At 55.6% G+C, this 14,670-nt stretch carries 19 protein-coding genes and 1 pseudogene; 15 read left to right on the top strand and 5 right to left on the bottom strand.

Annotated features, from left to right (window positions below):
• The first annotated feature begins 139 nt into the window (after positions 1–139).
• The gene (locus BM216_RS34275) at positions 140–286 is read left to right on the top strand and encodes a hypothetical protein (RefSeq protein ID WP_177230956.1); all 147 of its coding nucleotides are present in this window, start codon (positions 140–142) and stop codon (positions 284–286) included.
• An 8-nt stretch (positions 287–294) separates the two neighbouring features.
• Here the strand turns inward: BM216_RS34275 and BM216_RS28430 are convergent, their stop codons facing one another.
• Both BM216_RS28430 and BM216_RS28425 read right to left on the bottom strand, forming a co-directional pair.
• Positions 295–1,293 carry a sensor histidine kinase gene (locus BM216_RS28430; protein WP_244530371.1) on the bottom strand — a complete coding sequence of 333 codons (999 nt, stop codon included), beginning with the start codon at positions 1,291–1,293 and terminating at the stop codon, positions 295–297.
• 373 nt (positions 1,294–1,666) lie between these two features.
• Entirely contained in the window at positions 1,667–1,876 is a 210-nt protein-coding gene (locus tag BM216_RS28425) for a cold-shock protein (protein ID WP_093002983.1), read from the bottom strand.
• 494 nt (positions 1,877–2,370) lie between these two features.
• On the opposite strand from BM216_RS28425, the gene BM216_RS34270 reads away from it, so the two are divergent.
• From BM216_RS34270 to BM216_RS28365, 13 genes and pseudogenes are all read left to right on the top strand, one after another.
• The gene (locus BM216_RS34270) at positions 2,371–2,613 is read left to right on the top strand and encodes a hypothetical protein (protein WP_177230955.1); all 243 of its coding nucleotides are present in this window, start codon (positions 2,371–2,373) and stop codon (positions 2,611–2,613) included.
• Positions 2,614–2,634: 21 nt separating this feature from the next.
• Positions 2,635–2,817, top strand: coding sequence for a hypothetical protein (locus BM216_RS28420; RefSeq protein ID WP_177230954.1), 183 nt, complete (start codon positions 2,635–2,637; stop codon positions 2,815–2,817).
• 22 nt (positions 2,818–2,839) lie between these two features.
• A complete protein-coding gene (locus tag BM216_RS28415; RefSeq protein WP_093002965.1) occupies positions 2,840–3,151 on the top strand; it encodes a hypothetical protein in 312 nt (103 codons plus the stop codon).
• Between the two features lie 264 nt (positions 3,152–3,415).
• Positions 3,416–3,778 carry a response regulator gene (locus BM216_RS28410; RefSeq protein ID WP_093002963.1) on the top strand — a complete coding sequence of 121 codons (363 nt, stop codon included), beginning with the start codon at positions 3,416–3,418 and terminating at the stop codon, positions 3,776–3,778.
• A 300-nt stretch (positions 3,779–4,078) separates the two neighbouring features.
• The gene (locus BM216_RS28405) at positions 4,079–4,255 is read left to right on the top strand and encodes a CsbD family protein (protein ID WP_093002961.1); all 177 of its coding nucleotides are present in this window, start codon (positions 4,079–4,081) and stop codon (positions 4,253–4,255) included.
• 369 nt (positions 4,256–4,624) lie between these two features.
• Positions 4,625–5,112 (top strand): annotated as a pseudogene (locus tag BM216_RS28400) (SRPBCC family protein); the annotation flags it as partial.
• A 276-nt stretch (positions 5,113–5,388) separates the two neighbouring features.
• Entirely contained in the window at positions 5,389–5,679 is a 291-nt protein-coding gene (locus BM216_RS28395) for a hypothetical protein (protein WP_093002959.1), read from the top strand.
• Positions 5,679–5,945: a DUF1488 family protein gene (locus BM216_RS28390; protein WP_093002957.1), complete on the top strand. Its 267-nt coding sequence runs from the start codon at positions 5,679–5,681 to the stop codon at positions 5,943–5,945. The genes BM216_RS28395 and BM216_RS28390 overlap by 1 nt, the downstream gene beginning before the upstream one ends.
• Positions 5,946–6,289: 344 nt before the next feature.
• Positions 6,290–6,526, top strand: coding sequence for a hypothetical protein (locus tag BM216_RS28385; RefSeq protein WP_093002955.1), 237 nt, complete (start codon positions 6,290–6,292; stop codon positions 6,524–6,526).
• A gap of 470 nt (positions 6,527–6,996) precedes the next feature.
• Entirely contained in the window at positions 6,997–7,896 is a 900-nt protein-coding gene (locus BM216_RS28380) for an Abi family protein (protein WP_093002953.1), read from the top strand.
• A gap of 255 nt (positions 7,897–8,151) precedes the next feature.
• Positions 8,152–8,697: a TetR/AcrR family transcriptional regulator gene (locus tag BM216_RS28375; RefSeq protein ID WP_177230953.1), complete on the top strand. Its 546-nt coding sequence runs from the start codon at positions 8,152–8,154 to the stop codon at positions 8,695–8,697.
• Positions 8,698–9,122: 425 nt separating this feature from the next.
• A complete protein-coding gene (locus BM216_RS28370) occupies positions 9,123–10,346 on the top strand; it encodes an MFS transporter (RefSeq protein ID WP_177230952.1) in 1,224 nt (407 codons plus the stop codon).
• 59 nt (positions 10,347–10,405) lie between these two features.
• Positions 10,406–11,347, top strand: a complete 942-nt coding sequence (locus BM216_RS28365; protein ID WP_244530370.1) for an N-acyl homoserine lactonase family protein — start codon at positions 10,406–10,408, stop codon at positions 11,345–11,347.
• A 440-nt stretch (positions 11,348–11,787) separates the two neighbouring features.
• On the opposite strand, the gene BM216_RS28360 is transcribed toward BM216_RS28365, so the two are convergent.
• Positions 11,788–12,222, bottom strand: a complete 435-nt coding sequence (locus tag BM216_RS28360; protein ID WP_093002947.1) for a cupin domain-containing protein — start codon at positions 12,220–12,222, stop codon at positions 11,788–11,790.
• Positions 12,223–12,232: 10 nt separating this feature from the next.
• Positions 12,233–13,042: an SDR family NAD(P)-dependent oxidoreductase gene (locus BM216_RS28355; RefSeq protein WP_093002945.1), complete on the bottom strand. Its 810-nt coding sequence runs from the start codon at positions 13,040–13,042 to the stop codon at positions 12,233–12,235.
• A 443-nt stretch (positions 13,043–13,485) separates the two neighbouring features.
• On the opposite strand from BM216_RS28355, the gene BM216_RS28350 reads away from it, so the two are divergent.
• Complete coding sequence (locus BM216_RS28350; protein ID WP_093002943.1) at positions 13,486–13,986, top strand: helix-turn-helix domain-containing protein; 501 nt, start codon at positions 13,486–13,488, stop codon at positions 13,984–13,986.
• Positions 13,987–14,160: 174 nt separating this feature from the next.
• On the opposite strand, the gene BM216_RS28345 is transcribed toward BM216_RS28350, so the two are convergent.
• Positions 14,161–14,556 carry a response regulator transcription factor gene (locus BM216_RS28345; protein WP_244530369.1) on the bottom strand — a complete coding sequence of 132 codons (396 nt, stop codon included), beginning with the start codon at positions 14,554–14,556 and terminating at the stop codon, positions 14,161–14,163.
• Positions 14,557–14,670 lie beyond the last annotated feature (114 nt).

Genomic DNA, 14,670 nt, shown 5'->3' with positions numbered 1-14,670 from the left:
TCGCTCAGCGGCGCGAAGGTGATCAATGCTCTGAAAGACGCCGGCTTCGAAGTCATGTAGGCCAGGACGGCGGACGAAGCTCTAGATATTCGGCGAGCAAGCCATCCACTTCCTGTTCACTAACGTCCAGATGCGGGTTATGGCGACCGCGGTCGATCTTGCCCATGAGGTTGCCGCTCGAATTTTGGAGGCTGGCATCATCGGCGCTTCTGGCCGCATCCCACAAACGGAAATCGAGCTCCCGTTCTCGGCAGACGCCGATGCAAGACGGATGAATGACGATTAGATCGTCAGTCAGACGGAGAGACGGTTCCCATCGATGGTCAGCGTCACCTGAGCTCCGCTCAGTGTCCAGTTGTATGCTATCGTCCCACCCAGATGAGCGGACATCGTTCGCATGAGCAGTCGGCTGCCATAACCGCCTTCCCCCTCAGGAGCGACGACCTCCGGACCGCCCTGCTCTGTCCATGTCAAAACCACGTCCTCGCCGGCATTTTTGCCCGAGAGATCTAGCGTCCCAGTCGCTGACGATAATGCACCGTACTTCAGCGAATTGGTCGCGAGCTCGTGAATGACCAACGCCAGCCCTGTTGCCGCGCCTTCACCGACGCCCATGCGCGGAACCGCCACTCTGATGCGCCCAGAAAACGCAGCGGTCTCGTCGTATGGCGCAAGCAGGATCGTAATTAGATCTCCAAGCAGCGCCGCCTTCCCCTGACCGCCAGGTAATGGGCGGACAAGGTCATGGGCGCGCCCTAGCGCGGTCAGGCGCTGGGTTAGCTGGGAGGTCATATCCGTTATCGAGTTCGCGGACCGCGAGGTAATCTGTGTGAGCCCGGTTGCGATGGCGAGCAGGTTCTTCACACGGTGGCTCATTTCACCTGCAAGAAGCTCGTGTCCTTCTTCGGCCTGCTTGCGAGATGTCACGTCGAGAAAAATGCCGGTCATTGATCGGGCCAAGATGTCTTCGTCGTTTCCTTGTCCGCGCGCCGATACCCAGCGGATATCGAGGCCACATAGTATCCGAAAATCGATCTCATAAAGTCCAACGACCGCACGTGTTGCGATGAATGCCGCTCTTACCCGGTCACGGTCAGCCGGGTGTATTTTTTCCGACAGATCCTCAAAGGACAGGGTGCCATCAATCCTGACGTCCCAAAGTTCGTACCCGCGTCGATCCATCACGAACGCGTCGGTATCGACATTCCATGTCCACAAAGCCACCCCCGCAGCCTTTATGGCGCGCTGGAGTTGACTTGAATTCCACTCTACGTTTTCGTCGTGATTGAGCAATGCCTAAACCTTGTAACTCCGTTCTGACGGCCGCGCTTCGCTGCCAAACCATCGGGAACAATTGCAATTTCGTATGCTTCCTTCGCCAGGCCTGCCTCCCGCAGCCGCACGGTATTTTGCCTCGCGATCCTGGACAATGGAGTCCAATTTCTCGATTGCTTAGTTACGTGCGAAAAACCGCGATTAAGTGTGGCTGAAGGCGATTTCTGCCTGATGCCCTGGATTTCAAATTGGTCTGTGCCATGGACAGAATCCTAGAGAGTACGCACTGAGTGTGAGCAACAAAAAAGGCCAGGCTATTCGCCCGGCCTCGTAGATAACTCGGTCTCGTCAGTGCCAGTACATCCGTGGTCACGGACGAACCCAGTTATGATTAGGCGGCCTGAAGGTTGCAGGCCGACATTTTGCCCGACTTCACGTCGCGCTCGAGTTCGTAGCCAAGCTTCTGACCTTCAACGATTTCGCGCATTCCGGCGCGTTCGACGGCCGAGATATGGACGAAAGCGTCAGCGCCGCCGTTGTCAGGCTGAATGAAGCCAAAGCCCTTGGTGGAGTTGAACCATTTTACTGTGCCTGTGGTCATGATGATGATCCCTTTCAAAGCATGATTGATCGACCGCGAAACCTGCGCTCCGCAGATGGAGGTGGCGATGTTTTTGAAAGGAAGGTTCGTTCAAAACGCGGTGCTAATCGCGCGGTAACCAAAGCTTAGCAAGCAAAAGATCGATAAAACCAAAACTAGAGACAATGCGCACAAAGTCAACCTTTAGTTTTGGCGCGCCATTGAAGCCCGGGCGCGATGCGCCATATCAACGATACGAGCGGATTTCACGGCATCACTACTAATGATCCCCGGTTTCGCAAATCGTTCCAGTCGCGGATATTTGCAGCCTGCATGGTGGGGTTTGGTGGGCTATGGCCCCTGCGCGACAGACCGGTTCGCGTAGCATTTATTGGCATGTCCGCGTATCGCGAGTGCCCAACCACTTTCGACCGATGTCTCCGCAACCCTTATCGTAGTAGCGCAGTTAGGGTCGTGACCAGTGCTGCCTGCGGCAGCAGAAGGAACCACCAGATATGAGCGAAATCAAAGAATTTTCCGTAAGCGCCAACGGCGATCGTTGGTCTTTGGATATGAGCGGCGGCGAGACTGTTGTCCTCCATATGGGGAACGAACCATCCGGAGGGCATGAGAGCAGGACGCCGCTCGCCGATTTCCTGAAGGATCGAGCAGGAAAACCCGAACACGCAGCGCTCCTGCAGGTTCTCGGTCAATCACAGGATGAAGTCGAGCATCAGCTCGGCGAAGACGACGTGTAGACCCTATCCCACCAGATTGCCATGGAGTATTTGCGTCTGGGCGGGCGCCGTCTTGCGAAAGTGGACGACAATATCGTCAGCACCCGGAGCTGGGAGGTCGAGCCTGCGGAAGCAGCGGAGTTCTGGGAGGCGCAGGTTGAGCCACTGGATGAAAAAGCCCAGCGCGAGATCATCCTCCATCTTCCTTCCATCAGCGACCGCTGAATCCGAAAAGAGGAGACCGAATATGACAGACGAACACAAAGATCTTGGAAGCGATGCGTCGCGGACAGATCACGAGACGGCCGATAGCGCGCGCGAACAACTAAAGAGGCAAGCCGAACGAGGTATCGAAAAAGCGATGCGAGGCGACGCCTCAACCGGCTCCGACGATCATCCTGAGCAAGACCCAGCAGAAGGGTCTCGTGAAACCGTGGAACGTGACCTCGCCCGAATAGACAAGGCTGGACAGTCGCACGCCGAAACCGTCCCGGCCGAGCCGACCACCAAAGGATCTTCACCAGGGGCCGAAGCCGCCGAGCCCTCGCCTGAGCGGTGATTGTTTGTGGAAAGCAAACTCCGGAGCGATATGAGTTCGAAATGCGAAGCGGCCGATTATCACTGATCGGCCGCTTCGCTTTGAGTGGCACCCTCATCTCCTCCCCAACCTGGTCCGTGGAGTTGGCTCCGGAGGGGCCTCATCATCCACGATCTGTTCTGACGACTACGCCACAACTCTGTGGACCAGCTAGGGAACCGATATCGCCGTGACCAGTTCTGAGCGTACGATACCGTACGAAGTAACCGATGGGCGTTACCATTTATGCCGAGTGCTGAGACCATTCTTGTCGTTGAGGACGATCCTGTCTCACGGTTCCTGCTGGTCGAGGAACTTGAAGAGGCGGGATACGAGGTATTTGAAGCCGACAATGCGGCAAAAGCGATCGGCGTTCTGGAAACACAGCCTGATATTCGTCTCATGCTCACCGACATTGACCTGTTTTCCGAGGCCGAAGGTGTTGAACTTGCCAAATTGGTTCGAGGCCGTTGGCCGCCCATAAGGATCATCCTCACCTCGGGTAACTGGTCGTTTGAGCAGCAAGAGCTGACATTCGCTGAGCGTTTCATCCCAAAGCCTCATGCGCCGGGAGCACTGCTGGACAGCATCAAATCATGCCTCGTCTGACGGACGGATATACATGGGCATCCCCAAAAGCTACGATGATTGAGCTTAGGCGCGACCTTGGCCGCGAATCGCGCGCCATCTCATAGGAGGTCGTGAAAAAAGCAGCTAACGTTCAGCCTTAGCCGCGTTCCCATTTGAGATTGATGCCCTGCTCCGGCTTGCCATCTGGAACGAAGAGCGGGCTAAAGTGTTCTCTACTCAAGCGGATCGTGAAGCGGTCAACTGGCGGACTTTCCCGGCGTTCTGACCGGATAGCGACTCGGTAGTCTGTGCGTTTCCGTCCTAAGAGGAGATCGAAAAATGGGTTTTACCGCTGATAAAGTTTCTGGAAAAGCCAACGAGCTCACCGGCAAGGCGAAGCAGGCTGTTGGTGATGCAACCGGCAGCCATAAGCTTCAGGCTAAAGGCGCTGCGCAGGAAGCCAAGGGCGACATGCAGCAGGCCAAAGGCGCGGTAAAGAAAGCCGTGGGCAAATAGCCTCGCCTTCGCTGAGACAGTAAAACGGCCCGCCTTTGGCGGGCTTTTTCGTGCAGTCGCGACATGACGTAAAGCTGGAAGTATCCAGCAGAGAGATTAGTATGGTTCAAGGGGCGGTGTTCCGTGCGAAAACGGTGTTCCATGAGGCGGCATATGATGCGTGCGAATAGGAAAGCTCTTGAACAGATTCGGGCCACTGTTATCCTTTAGAAAAGTCTAAGCGTCTGAGTTTGCAGGAATATATACCGCGTCAGTGGACTCGACGGTTGAAAGCTCCCGAGCACCTAAAGCTACTGTACGGTTTTAAAGGCTCGCGAGGCCTGAATTGCACCTGCAAAAATTATCCGGGAAATAAAAAGAAAGGGAGACATGAACGGACAAGCGGAACTTGCGGGTAGTAATCAGAACCGCGTCTATGTTAGCCGCATAGGAGATTGCGAACTTGTCGTAACCTGGATTTTCAACGCGCCACCGAGCTTGTTTACAGGGCTTGGAGCCAGCCTGATCTTTTCCAGCTCTGGTGGGTACCGAAATCCGCTTCCGGCGTTTCGCTTGTATCGTGCGCTATGGATGTCCGTACCGGGGGAAAGTACCGGCTGGAATTCGGCGCCGGTGGTTCGGACACCATGGCTTTCTACGGTAAGTATCTCGACGTGACGCCGAATGAGCGCATCGTCTGGACTAACGACGAAGGCGGAGAAGGTGCGGTCACCACCGTGTCCTTCTCGGACCAGGGCGACAAGACGCTACTGAGCTTCCACGAAGTCTACCCATCCAAAGAGACGCTTGAGAAAGCCATGCTCGGTTCTGCTTCAGCACTACCGGAACAGCTCGAACAACTCGCAGCATTGCTTTCCATCAACTGCCGGGTAGCTGGCGACAAAAAGACCCGCGAATTCCATGTTGTTGAAAGCCCAGCCCCACCTGCTCTCCGGCAGGTCAGATGCGTGAGGCCGCAATTCGAATGCGACAAGCGACCCAGCCTCCTTCTTATCGCGGTTTCGCTGGCGATCAATTACCACGACCCAGCCTTGTAATCGAATATAAATGCACGACTTACAGTGTAGTGACGGCATGTCTTCAGGGCGCTGTCGCCAAGGGTGCAGAACCTTGCCCCAACAAAGGAGGACAGCATGTCTTCCAATCCAGCAGCAATCACGCAGATCGAAAAAGCCGGCTTCAAGCTGATCCGGGACGTCTTGAGGACCGCCGGCCTTCGGGGTGTGGAAGCCGAGGCGAGTTCCGACATGAAGCGCGACGCACTGATTTTTCTCACCTCCGAATTTCGCGAGGGGGTCAGGACCAAAGCCAGCCTTTTGGAAGCGCTCACGCGGCGGAGCCGACCTTCAACGGTCGGCGCCCGGTTCGGACGCTCGTCGAAGGAAGACGCCATCGACCGGTGGCGGGATGAAGGTGGCCGTTGATGGGCGTCAGGTTTCCAAATGAAGCTCGGAGTTTTGATGACAAGAACCGATGCGTCCGATTCAGTGGCTATGACGGAATGTTCGAGGTAAAGTTCTATCTGGCGACCGAGGTACTTGCCTGTGAGAAATCGCACCGGAATGCCAGCGAGTGCGACTATCTGACCTCCTTCGACGCGTTGCGGCCCAGAATTCTGAAAGTGGCCGCGAGTGCTTACTCGAAAGCGCAAACAAGTGCCATCTCCCTGAGCTTACAGGATTTCCGTTGAGCAGACCGTCTTCTTAAAGGATATGATCATGCGTCAGCCAAGCATTCCAGGAACCAGAGTACCGAGCACAGGAAAAATGGTTCTCGTCAGCGACTTCGCCAGACGGTTTCGGCTCGATCGGGTCGAGGAGAATAGATTGCGGAAGCTCCTCGGTCCGATCGCCAAGGAAATTGACCTCCTCAGAAACGCAGGCCGATAGGCGAGGAGCGGTGGTTTCGCCCTTTCGGGATCAGTCGCATGTCCACTCTGGTAGCCGTGGGCTTTGATGACCCTACAGTGCCTCGTTACTGTTATCGCCCCTCCGACCCGATGGGTTGTCCGTGTTGTCGAAAAGGATCACGGTCATGAAAACCACCACGAAAAGCATCACCATCCTTCAACCTTTCCAGCTTGCAGGCATGCGTGAACCGCATGCGCCTGGTACGTTCGAGCTGCAGATCGATGAATATCCGATCGATGTTGTGTGGGAGGCCTACCATCGGACGATGACGCTAGTCTTGAGCTCGAATGGCCTGACCGAAATGTGGCCGATATCTGACGAGGAACTTCAAAGAATTTCAGGTGTCATTTCGCCGCCTTGAAGGGACTCGAACCGCAGACCTCGTTGATGCAGTCTTCGCTCATCGAGAACGAGTGCGTTTGAAAACAGATACTTGCTAGGGATTGTCTGGATTGCTGGCCGTCACCTCACGCAGCTTGGTCTTGCCAATGGCGCCGGCCGCCCGAGGGTGTGCCAGACAGACGGGTTCTCGCTCTACACTGTTTCATCGAACAATTGACAGCCACCTATCGTCGCTCAGACTTTGAGGATACGCTTGATCTCGGTCAAATCGCTCCTTGCAAGAAATCTTGGTTCCACATCAATGGCTTGGCCTGCAACGCACGTATATGGGTACATTTTTTACCCTTCAATTGTTGCTTTCTTAACAGGATTGCTCCATATCGTTGGTCAACAACACCCGCCACGCCTCGGACGGAACCTCGGTCCCGAAACTGCGCACCCCGGCGGGTTTTTTGTTTTATAGCCATTCGAATCCGCCTATGAAATGGCATGAAGTTCGAAAAGCCCTCCGTCTCCATTCCCGATCAAATCGCGTTGCTGGAAGCAAGAGGAATGGCTGTCCCAGATCATTCCCACGCGGCTCATTGCCTCCAACATATAAGCTATTATCGGCTACGGGCCTACTGGTTGCCATTCGAGGACGCTGCACAGACTAATGGCACGCACGGGTTCCAAGCTGGAACATCCTTCGACCAAGTCTTGGAGCTCTACATTTTTGATAGGCGTCTGCGCCTCCTCGTGATGGACGCGATCGAAAGGACTGAAGTATCCTTGCGAGGCAGCTGGGCACATCACCTTGCCATGAAATACGGGCCACATGGCTATCTCGATCCTGGTCTCTATCACCGGCCGGATCGATATGCCCAAGCCTTCGCCAAATTGATCGAGGATCTGGCAAGGTCGAAAGATACGTTCATTCTTCACTACAGGAATAAATATGACGATCCAGAGCACCCTCCGATCTGGATGACAGCCGAAGTGATATCGTTGGGGCAACTCTCGATGTGGTATAATAATCTCAAGAACCGGCCGGATAGACAGGCGATCGCCAAGGTTTACGGGTTGGATGAATCGGTCTTGGTATCACTCGCTCATCACCTGACATACATCCGCAACATCTGTGCCCATCACGGCCGACTTTGGAACAAGCAGGTGACGGTAAAGATGATTGTGCCGACGTCGCCTGCGAGCTTAAAGCTGGCTATGAATGGAAATGCGCAGGGGCGAGTCTACAACACCATTGCAGTTCTCGGCTATCTTATGGATATCGTTGCACCGAACAACCAATGGCGCGAACAGATCGCAGGACTGATGGATTCATGCCCACTAGCAGACCAGGCCGCGATGGGCTTCCCGGCCAATTGGAAGAATCTCCCTGTCTGGAATTGACTAGCTAGGAGCGTCGGATAGCCTTCTACCGTTGGCCCGATCTTTGAGCATGCTCTTGAACCATACTGAACCTCCCGCCAGTGACATCGTATCAACACGTCGAGCGCGCTGCGATAGCCGGGGATTAGCCGTCCCGGCGTGAGCGGCTGCATTCATCAGCTGAGATACCGTTGCGTCTATGCGGGTATTGAACTATTCGGTTCAGAATACTATCTTCTTGCCATGGCTAGACCTAAAAAATTCAGTCGGGAGACAGTGCTCGACAAAGCGATACCCGTTTTCTGGCGTTATGGGCTGGCTGGAGCAAATGTCCAGCAGCTAGAAGCCGCGACCGGAGTGAACAAGTCCGGCCTCTATTCCGAGTTCGAGAACAAGGACGACATGTTCGTCGAAGCCCTGAGGCGATATCTCGAGACAGGGCCGGCCTTGCGGATCCTTTCGAGCAGGCCACTGGGGCTGGGCAACATCGAGCAATTTCTTTCGTTGGCGCCGGCCTTCTCTGGGGATTACGCGGGGTGCCTGTCGGTTAATTCTACACGCGACATTGCCTTGCTGCCGGATGCCGCAGTTCGATTGATTTTAGATTTCAACGAAACGCGTATGGCTGCTATCCGTAAGAACGTGGAAGCGGAGTTCCCCCAAGATCAAGTGGACGACGTCTGCAATCTGATCTGGACCTTCTTTTCTGGTATCTGCATCGACGCGAACCTGAAGGCGGACGTCGGTGCTCACCGAAATCGCGTCCAAGCGTTTATGCGGCTTCTTCGAGGAAGCGCTTCCAGCGGCCGCGCCGAGGCCTGACAGCGGATTTCTTGCGAAGATCGTCGCTCGACTGACCGCGTCTGCGCGGGCTTCATTGGCGGGCGTGGCCTCGATCCTTGTTCCGCCATTTCAAGGCACCCCCAACCTCCCTTCACTAGACTTTCTATAGCGCGGCAATCTGGATGAGAATCTCACTTAGATTGCCGCTATTCAACTTTCTGCGTCTGGCCGTCTCGCCCATACATAGGCTTTCTTCCCGTGAGCGGGTTATGGGCGGGTGAAGGCCATGGCTCCATTGTACAATCTTCCATCGGCTTAGCCTGCCAGATTGCCTTACACAGAGCCCAAACCTCCCAAGCATGGAGAAAACGAACCAAACGGTTCAAAACCCCTTGACGGGGCAGAAGGGGAAACTTAGTTTTGAACTGTACGGTTCAAAACCCTCGACCGCTAGGAGACAGGTAATGCGTTCGACGCCGCGATGTCTTTCAACACCTTTGAGCTTCTGGGTTTCCGCAGGCATTGTCGCCCATACCCTTTGGACGAGCGCGGCCCCGGCCATGGTCTATCCATTGTACGCTCATGAGTGGAATCTCACGCCGACGGTGACGACTGCGATCTTCGCAGTCTACCCGATAGTGGTCGTCGCGATGCTGGTGCTATTTGGAGACCTGTCCGATTTCATTGGCAGACGGAGCACGATGCTGCTCGGTCTGGGATCGTCCATCATCGGCGTATTCCTCTTCGCGATCGCACCCAATGTGGCGACGCTCTTCATCGGCCGCGTCTTCATGGGTATCGGGGTCGGGCTTTCGGCTGGACCTTCTACTGCGGCTCTCCAGGAATTCGCGGGCTCTGGTGGAGTAACAAGGGCCAGCTCGACCACAATTGTCGCCCAAGCCATCGGCTTCTCCTGCGCACTTATCGTGGGCGGGTTCCTGGTGCAGTACGCCCCTTTTCCGAGCCGCCTGACTTTTATAGTCCTTTTTGTTCTGCTGCTTGCACTCTTTGCGGTCAGCTGGTTTCTGCCGGAAAACCGGCGTGCAAACGTCGGCCGCTGGCATCCCAAAATCCCTGGCGTTCGGCGTGAAATCCGGACCGCGTTCATAGCTTCTTCTGTCGCGGTGATGACCGCTTATACTCATGGTGTCATCATCACCTCACTTGGAGCCCAGATCGCCAAGGAACTCGTCCAGTCGTCGAATATTTTCGTCAACGGATCCGTTCTCGCACTCTTCGCGATTTCTTTGGGTATCGCAGGTCTGTTCGCTCGCCGTCTGACTGGTATCAAGGCTGTGGTGTGGGGTTCGCTGGCGTCGATTGTCGGGATGTTGTTTCTCGCGGCGGCGATTGCTCAACACACGCTCGTCTTCTTCATTCCCGCGACGTCCATTTCCGGCATGGGCTACGCCTTGATGGTCTACGGCGGTCTCGCCATCATCAACCCGGTGACCCCGGAAAAGGTTCGGGGTGGCGTTATGTCGGCCCTATATCTGTTCGCCTATCTTTTTACCGGACTTCTGGCAGTCGCGCTGGGCAAAGTAGCTACCGAGGTCAGCATGGCGGTCGCCGCCCTAATCGGAGCCGCGGTCATGATCGGATTGTGCGCAATTGTCATCGCCCTGGTCGTCAGTCTTTCTCGGACCCCGGCCGTCCAGATCAAGTCCATAAACTCTCAACGGGCCTGAACGTGACGGCCTTAGGCCGTTTCCCATCGGAAAACCTCATCCTGCTTTCCGTGAAACAGATGACCATATTGAACCATTTGGTTCAAAACATCTTGCAACTGAAGGAAAATGCTATGCCCCTCAAGATTCACCCAATCAACTACGGCAACATCACCATGGACTCGAGCGGTCTAGTGCTGTTTCGAAATCCCGGCGTCCTGACAACGATCCCAACACTCGGCTTTCTGATCACGGGAGGTGAGGAGCCACTTCTTGTCGATACTGGATCAAGGAACTCAGAGCAGTATGCGGCCTTCGGCATGGTTCACGACAGAACCAAGGAAATGACCATCGAACATCATCTGGCCCAACACGGTCTGAAGATGAAGGATATTCGTCATGTGATCCACACGCACGTGCATATCGATCATTCTGGTCAGGACTACCTGTTCCCGATGTCAACAACCGTTATGATGTCGCGGCGGGAACTCGAGTTCGCGGCTTCTGGTCTGATGGGCCCTGGCATGTACACCGCGGTGGAGACGAAGCATCTTATCGACAGGCTTTACACCCGAGGCGCTCTGCGACTGTTCGATGTCGACGGCACGTTCGAAGAAGAAATCATACCCGGCGTCGCGGTACGCCTGTCGGGTGGGCATACGCCCGGTTCCATCTCAATCCTCGTCGAGACTGACGAGGGTCTGGCGAACATCGCAGGTGACATCGCTTACCATCTCGGAGACCAGTTGATCACCCCACTCCTGGATCAGGCAGCGCACGAGCCGACGATTACGGGCAACCACGCGATGTCCACATTGCAAGAGAAACAAGCCATCAAACGTGCGCTGTCCGGCACTCGCTTCCTTCTTATCAGCCATGACTCCCCGGCTCTTATCAGCGGCGGCAAGGTTGTTGGTCGCTTCGATGGCGCAATCGATAACCCTAAAGCTGACGTCACGACGGCTGCTAGCTACGACCTTCTGGCTCGCCCGCAGCTCGCCGATGAAATTGAGGCGGCGTGATAGAGCGCTGACTTGTCCGTTGCGCGCCCTTACTGGGTGTGCAACGGAAATAATTCACAGCAGTCCAACCGGGTTGTGCGTTCGTTTCCGATCGGCTCGCCGAGATTCTACGGCGTGAGGATCTGCGCAGCCGGCAGGGCAAAATACACTTTTTACCGATATGACGTGAAGATCTCGCGCGAGAAGGCAGCCGCGTCCGGTTGAAGCGTGTCTCGTCCAAAGTGACAGGCCCATGTGCTTAGCGATCGGTAGATCGGTCCTGTCGTCCCGACCGTTGAAACCGAGTGGTACAGCGGATCATGCCCCGATTGAAGCGGGACAGTATCCTAGATACTGCGCCGTTGCGCCGGACGCATGAGCCGCGCCTGCAAACGAGGCGCGGCTTCAGACGGCATTCGACCCAGCGTTGACCGAGGCAAATGCAAATGGGTTGCCTGACCTCAGACCCCAGAGCGCTCCCGTTGCGCGATAAACGTTTCAGGCGTGCCATCCTCACTGTTGACGAAGACAATATCCTTCGGCTTGCGGCGGGGTGTGTCAACGGACAGAAATACGACCGGCTCCTCAATGATCTTCGGCAACGCATGAACCGTGCCCTTTTCGAAGAAGAGCAAATCTCCCGGTTTGAATTCCGCCTCAGTTGAAGGGTCCTCCATCCAGAAGGTCCCCCGGCCGGAGAGCACGTAGAGGTACTCGTCACAGCCGCGGTGAAAATGCGGGGGCGTTCCCCTGTAGACCCGGAATACGCGCGAGCTCGCCGCGGCTGTGTCGGTCAGATACTCGTCTATCAGAAGCGTATCGGCCGTCTGCGGGAATTTCGCTATGGTCGATGGAAGATCGAAACGGGCGGAGCAGGCGCTTGCCTTCGTGTTCATGGCAAACTCCTCACGCGGCCAGTTCGGATGCGCGGGCATAGCGTGGAGCCGGATGAACGTTTGAAAGATGCGGCAGCATGATCTGACGGGCGGCCTCATAGGCCTCCCATTCCGCACCGTCCTGGAGCGAAGGAATCGTCACCTTTTCCTGGCGGTCGAGGCCGAGAAGGGCGGAATCAACCAGATCCGTAGTGCTCATCAGCCATTCGCTCGGAAGGTTGCTCACGCCAACGCCCGCAATGTCCCAAAATTCGGTCGATGTCGCGCCCGGCAATACCGCCTGAGCATGGATGCCCTTGGAGGAAAGCTCATGCTGCAGCGACTGGGTGAAGGCCAGCATATATGCCTTGGTGCCGCCATAGACGCCGTTGAGCAGCTCCGGAGCGATCGCCACAATGGACGCGATATTGATGATCGTGCCGCCGCCTCGCTTGACCATGCCAGGCACGACCGCATACGTCAGACGCGTTGGGGCCGTGACGTTGGTGGCAATCATTTCAGCCATTTTGCCGATATCGCTCTCCAGAAGCGTGCCGGCGCCACCGAAGCCGGCATTGTTGACAAGAACAGAAATGCTCTCGTCGCCTGAAAGACGCGCCTCGAGGGCGGCGAGGTCAGCGTCCTTGGTCAAATCGGCGGTCAAAACCGTTACCCTTACATCGTGAGACTTGCGGATACGCTCAGCGACAGCCTCAAGCTTATGCTTGTTTCTCGCGACCAGGATGACGTCGTAACCACGCATCGCCAGCCGATCCGCATAGGTCGCGCCGATACCAGAAGATGCGCCTGTGATGACTGCGGTCTTGTTTTCAGTGCTCATGTTTAAACTCCTTCAGGGGCGATAAGAATGGCACCGGGAAGCTAGAGCGGACGCAGTTCGTGATATTTGACGATACATTCACTGCTCGTAAGGCGAAGGTGGACGCCCTTGGCGAGCAATCATCGAATTGACCGCCAAGTCGGGTTCCCACCCTTGAGGCATACTCGCTTCATCCGGGTGCCCCCGTTAACCATATTGTTCTCGTCGTCAAAGTCACTTCGGTCGCAAGTCTGCCTTCAGCCAAAGGAGATCTTGCGTGGCCACAGAACTTTCGGTTGACCGGCTCGGAATATGCCGATCCACACCATCGAAACGAGTGACTAACATCCTTGGCAGCGGCACCCCATCCAAAGGTTTGGGGTTGTGCGCACCTGAGTTCAGTCGCCAAATCAAGATACGTTGGGCAAAAAGAGATCATTGAGTTTACCCAAGGAGTTAACAAGATGATCGCTACCGCAAACATATCTTGGACAACCAATGCCGACGCCGTGCGCCCCAGCACCGCCACCGGTGTACACCCATCAACTGTCGATGCCGACATCGCAAAGATGCCCGCCTTCTTCCCGGATGCGAGCACCGAAGTTGTTCGTGGCGGGCTCGCTCCATGGCAGTACAAGAAGGTGTTGAAGTTCATCGAAGAGAACCTTTCCGAAACGATCAGGATCGAGGAACTCGCAGATCTTGCCCGGTTGAGCTGCAGTCACTTTTCTCGTGCTTTTAGGGCAACGGCCGGCCAGTCGCCTTACGACTATGTTCTCGGTCGCCGGATGGCTTTCGCCAAGCAATTGATGGCGCAGACAGACGCTTCCCTCAGCCAGATTGCCCTTGATTGCGGAATGTCGGACCAAGCTCATCTTTGCAAGGTGTTTCGCCGCACCTTTGGTACAACGCCAAACGCTTGGCGGAAGCCTCAGCGGACGGAAGCGAGACAAATGCTCCACTGATACATATCAACGCGTGTTGGCGCCGGCATGTCGGCCCCAACACTTGGTCTCACAGCTGAACGACAGGCAAACCTGTAACCGCCTTCTCCCGGCGATTACAGGTTTTCTGTTATGGATAGGCTAATCTACAGGTACCTATTCGCAACCGTAAGGCCTGAAGATGGGCGGGCCTTCTTACGCGCCCTCCAGGCAGCGAATGAGATCATCGGCAAGAATTGGCTTTTGAAGGAGCTCCCTGGCTCCGCTCGTTATGGCGCGCTGCCGCAGCATGTCGTCCCGTAATGCTGTCATCATGACGACTGGAATACCGGGATGCTGGGCGCGAACGACATTTTGCAGATCAAGGCCACTCATGCCAGGCATATTGATGTCTGTTAAGAGGACATCAACGCGGCCCGTGTCGGAAGATTGCAAAAACGCCTCTCCAGATCCGAAAGCGAGGACATCATAACCCATTGCCTCGAGAAAACCGGATGTGGCCTCAAGCAGCGCCTCGTCGTCATCAACGATAGCAATGGTTTTTTTGCCGAGGAACACCGGCGCCGTCCTTTCCGCAACACGTTCTGTCATCGCTGTAAATAGCCTGTCGCTGGCCTCGCGATAGTTATACGATCGTATGGCCATATGCCGAAACGATCATAAACAGGCCCGACCAGCAGGCTAAAGGTACGTATGCATCTCGTG

The organism is Rhizobium sp. NFR07 (assembly GCF_900111905.1).
GTDB lineage: Bacteria > Pseudomonadota > Alphaproteobacteria > Rhizobiales > Rhizobiaceae > Neorhizobium.
The sequence above is the reverse complement of the archived record's forward strand: the minus strand, read 5'-3'. Positions and strand labels throughout refer to the sequence as shown.

Coding starts and splice junctions, on each gene's coding strand:
- BM216_RS34275 (WP_177230956.1), top strand. CDS start 140: ATGGCGACCGCGGTCGATCTTGCCCATGAGGTTGCCGCTCGAATTTTG.
- BM216_RS28425 (WP_093002983.1), bottom strand. CDS start 1,876: ATGACCACAGGCACAGTAAAATGGTTCAACTCCACCAAGGGCTTTGGC.
- BM216_RS34270 (WP_177230955.1), top strand. CDS start 2,371: ATGAGCGAAATCAAAGAATTTTCCGTAAGCGCCAACGGCGATCGTTGG.
- BM216_RS28420 (WP_177230954.1), top strand. CDS start 2,635: ATGGAGTATTTGCGTCTGGGCGGGCGCCGTCTTGCGAAAGTGGACGAC.
- BM216_RS28415 (WP_093002965.1), top strand. CDS start 2,840: ATGACAGACGAACACAAAGATCTTGGAAGCGATGCGTCGCGGACAGAT.
- BM216_RS28410 (WP_093002963.1), top strand. CDS start 3,416: ATGCCGAGTGCTGAGACCATTCTTGTCGTTGAGGACGATCCTGTCTCA.
- BM216_RS28405 (WP_093002961.1), top strand. CDS start 4,079: ATGGGTTTTACCGCTGATAAAGTTTCTGGAAAAGCCAACGAGCTCACC.
- BM216_RS28395 (WP_093002959.1), top strand. CDS start 5,389: ATGTCTTCCAATCCAGCAGCAATCACGCAGATCGAAAAAGCCGGCTTC.
- BM216_RS28390 (WP_093002957.1), top strand. CDS start 5,679: ATGGGCGTCAGGTTTCCAAATGAAGCTCGGAGTTTTGATGACAAGAAC.
- BM216_RS28385 (WP_093002955.1), top strand. CDS start 6,290: ATGAAAACCACCACGAAAAGCATCACCATCCTTCAACCTTTCCAGCTT.
- BM216_RS28380 (WP_093002953.1), top strand. CDS start 6,997: ATGAAGTTCGAAAAGCCCTCCGTCTCCATTCCCGATCAAATCGCGTTG.
- BM216_RS28370 (WP_177230952.1), top strand. CDS start 9,123: ATGCGTTCGACGCCGCGATGTCTTTCAACACCTTTGAGCTTCTGGGTT.
- BM216_RS28365 (WP_244530370.1), top strand. CDS start 10,406: ATGACCATATTGAACCATTTGGTTCAAAACATCTTGCAACTGAAGGAA.
- BM216_RS28360 (WP_093002947.1), bottom strand. CDS start 12,222: ATGAACACGAAGGCAAGCGCCTGCTCCGCCCGTTTCGATCTTCCATCG.
- BM216_RS28355 (WP_093002945.1), bottom strand. CDS start 13,042: ATGAGCACTGAAAACAAGACCGCAGTCATCACAGGCGCATCTTCTGGT.
- BM216_RS28350 (WP_093002943.1), top strand. CDS start 13,486: ATGATCGCTACCGCAAACATATCTTGGACAACCAATGCCGACGCCGTG.
- BM216_RS28345 (WP_244530369.1), bottom strand. CDS start 14,556: ATGACAGAACGTGTTGCGGAAAGGACGGCGCCGGTGTTCCTCGGCAAA.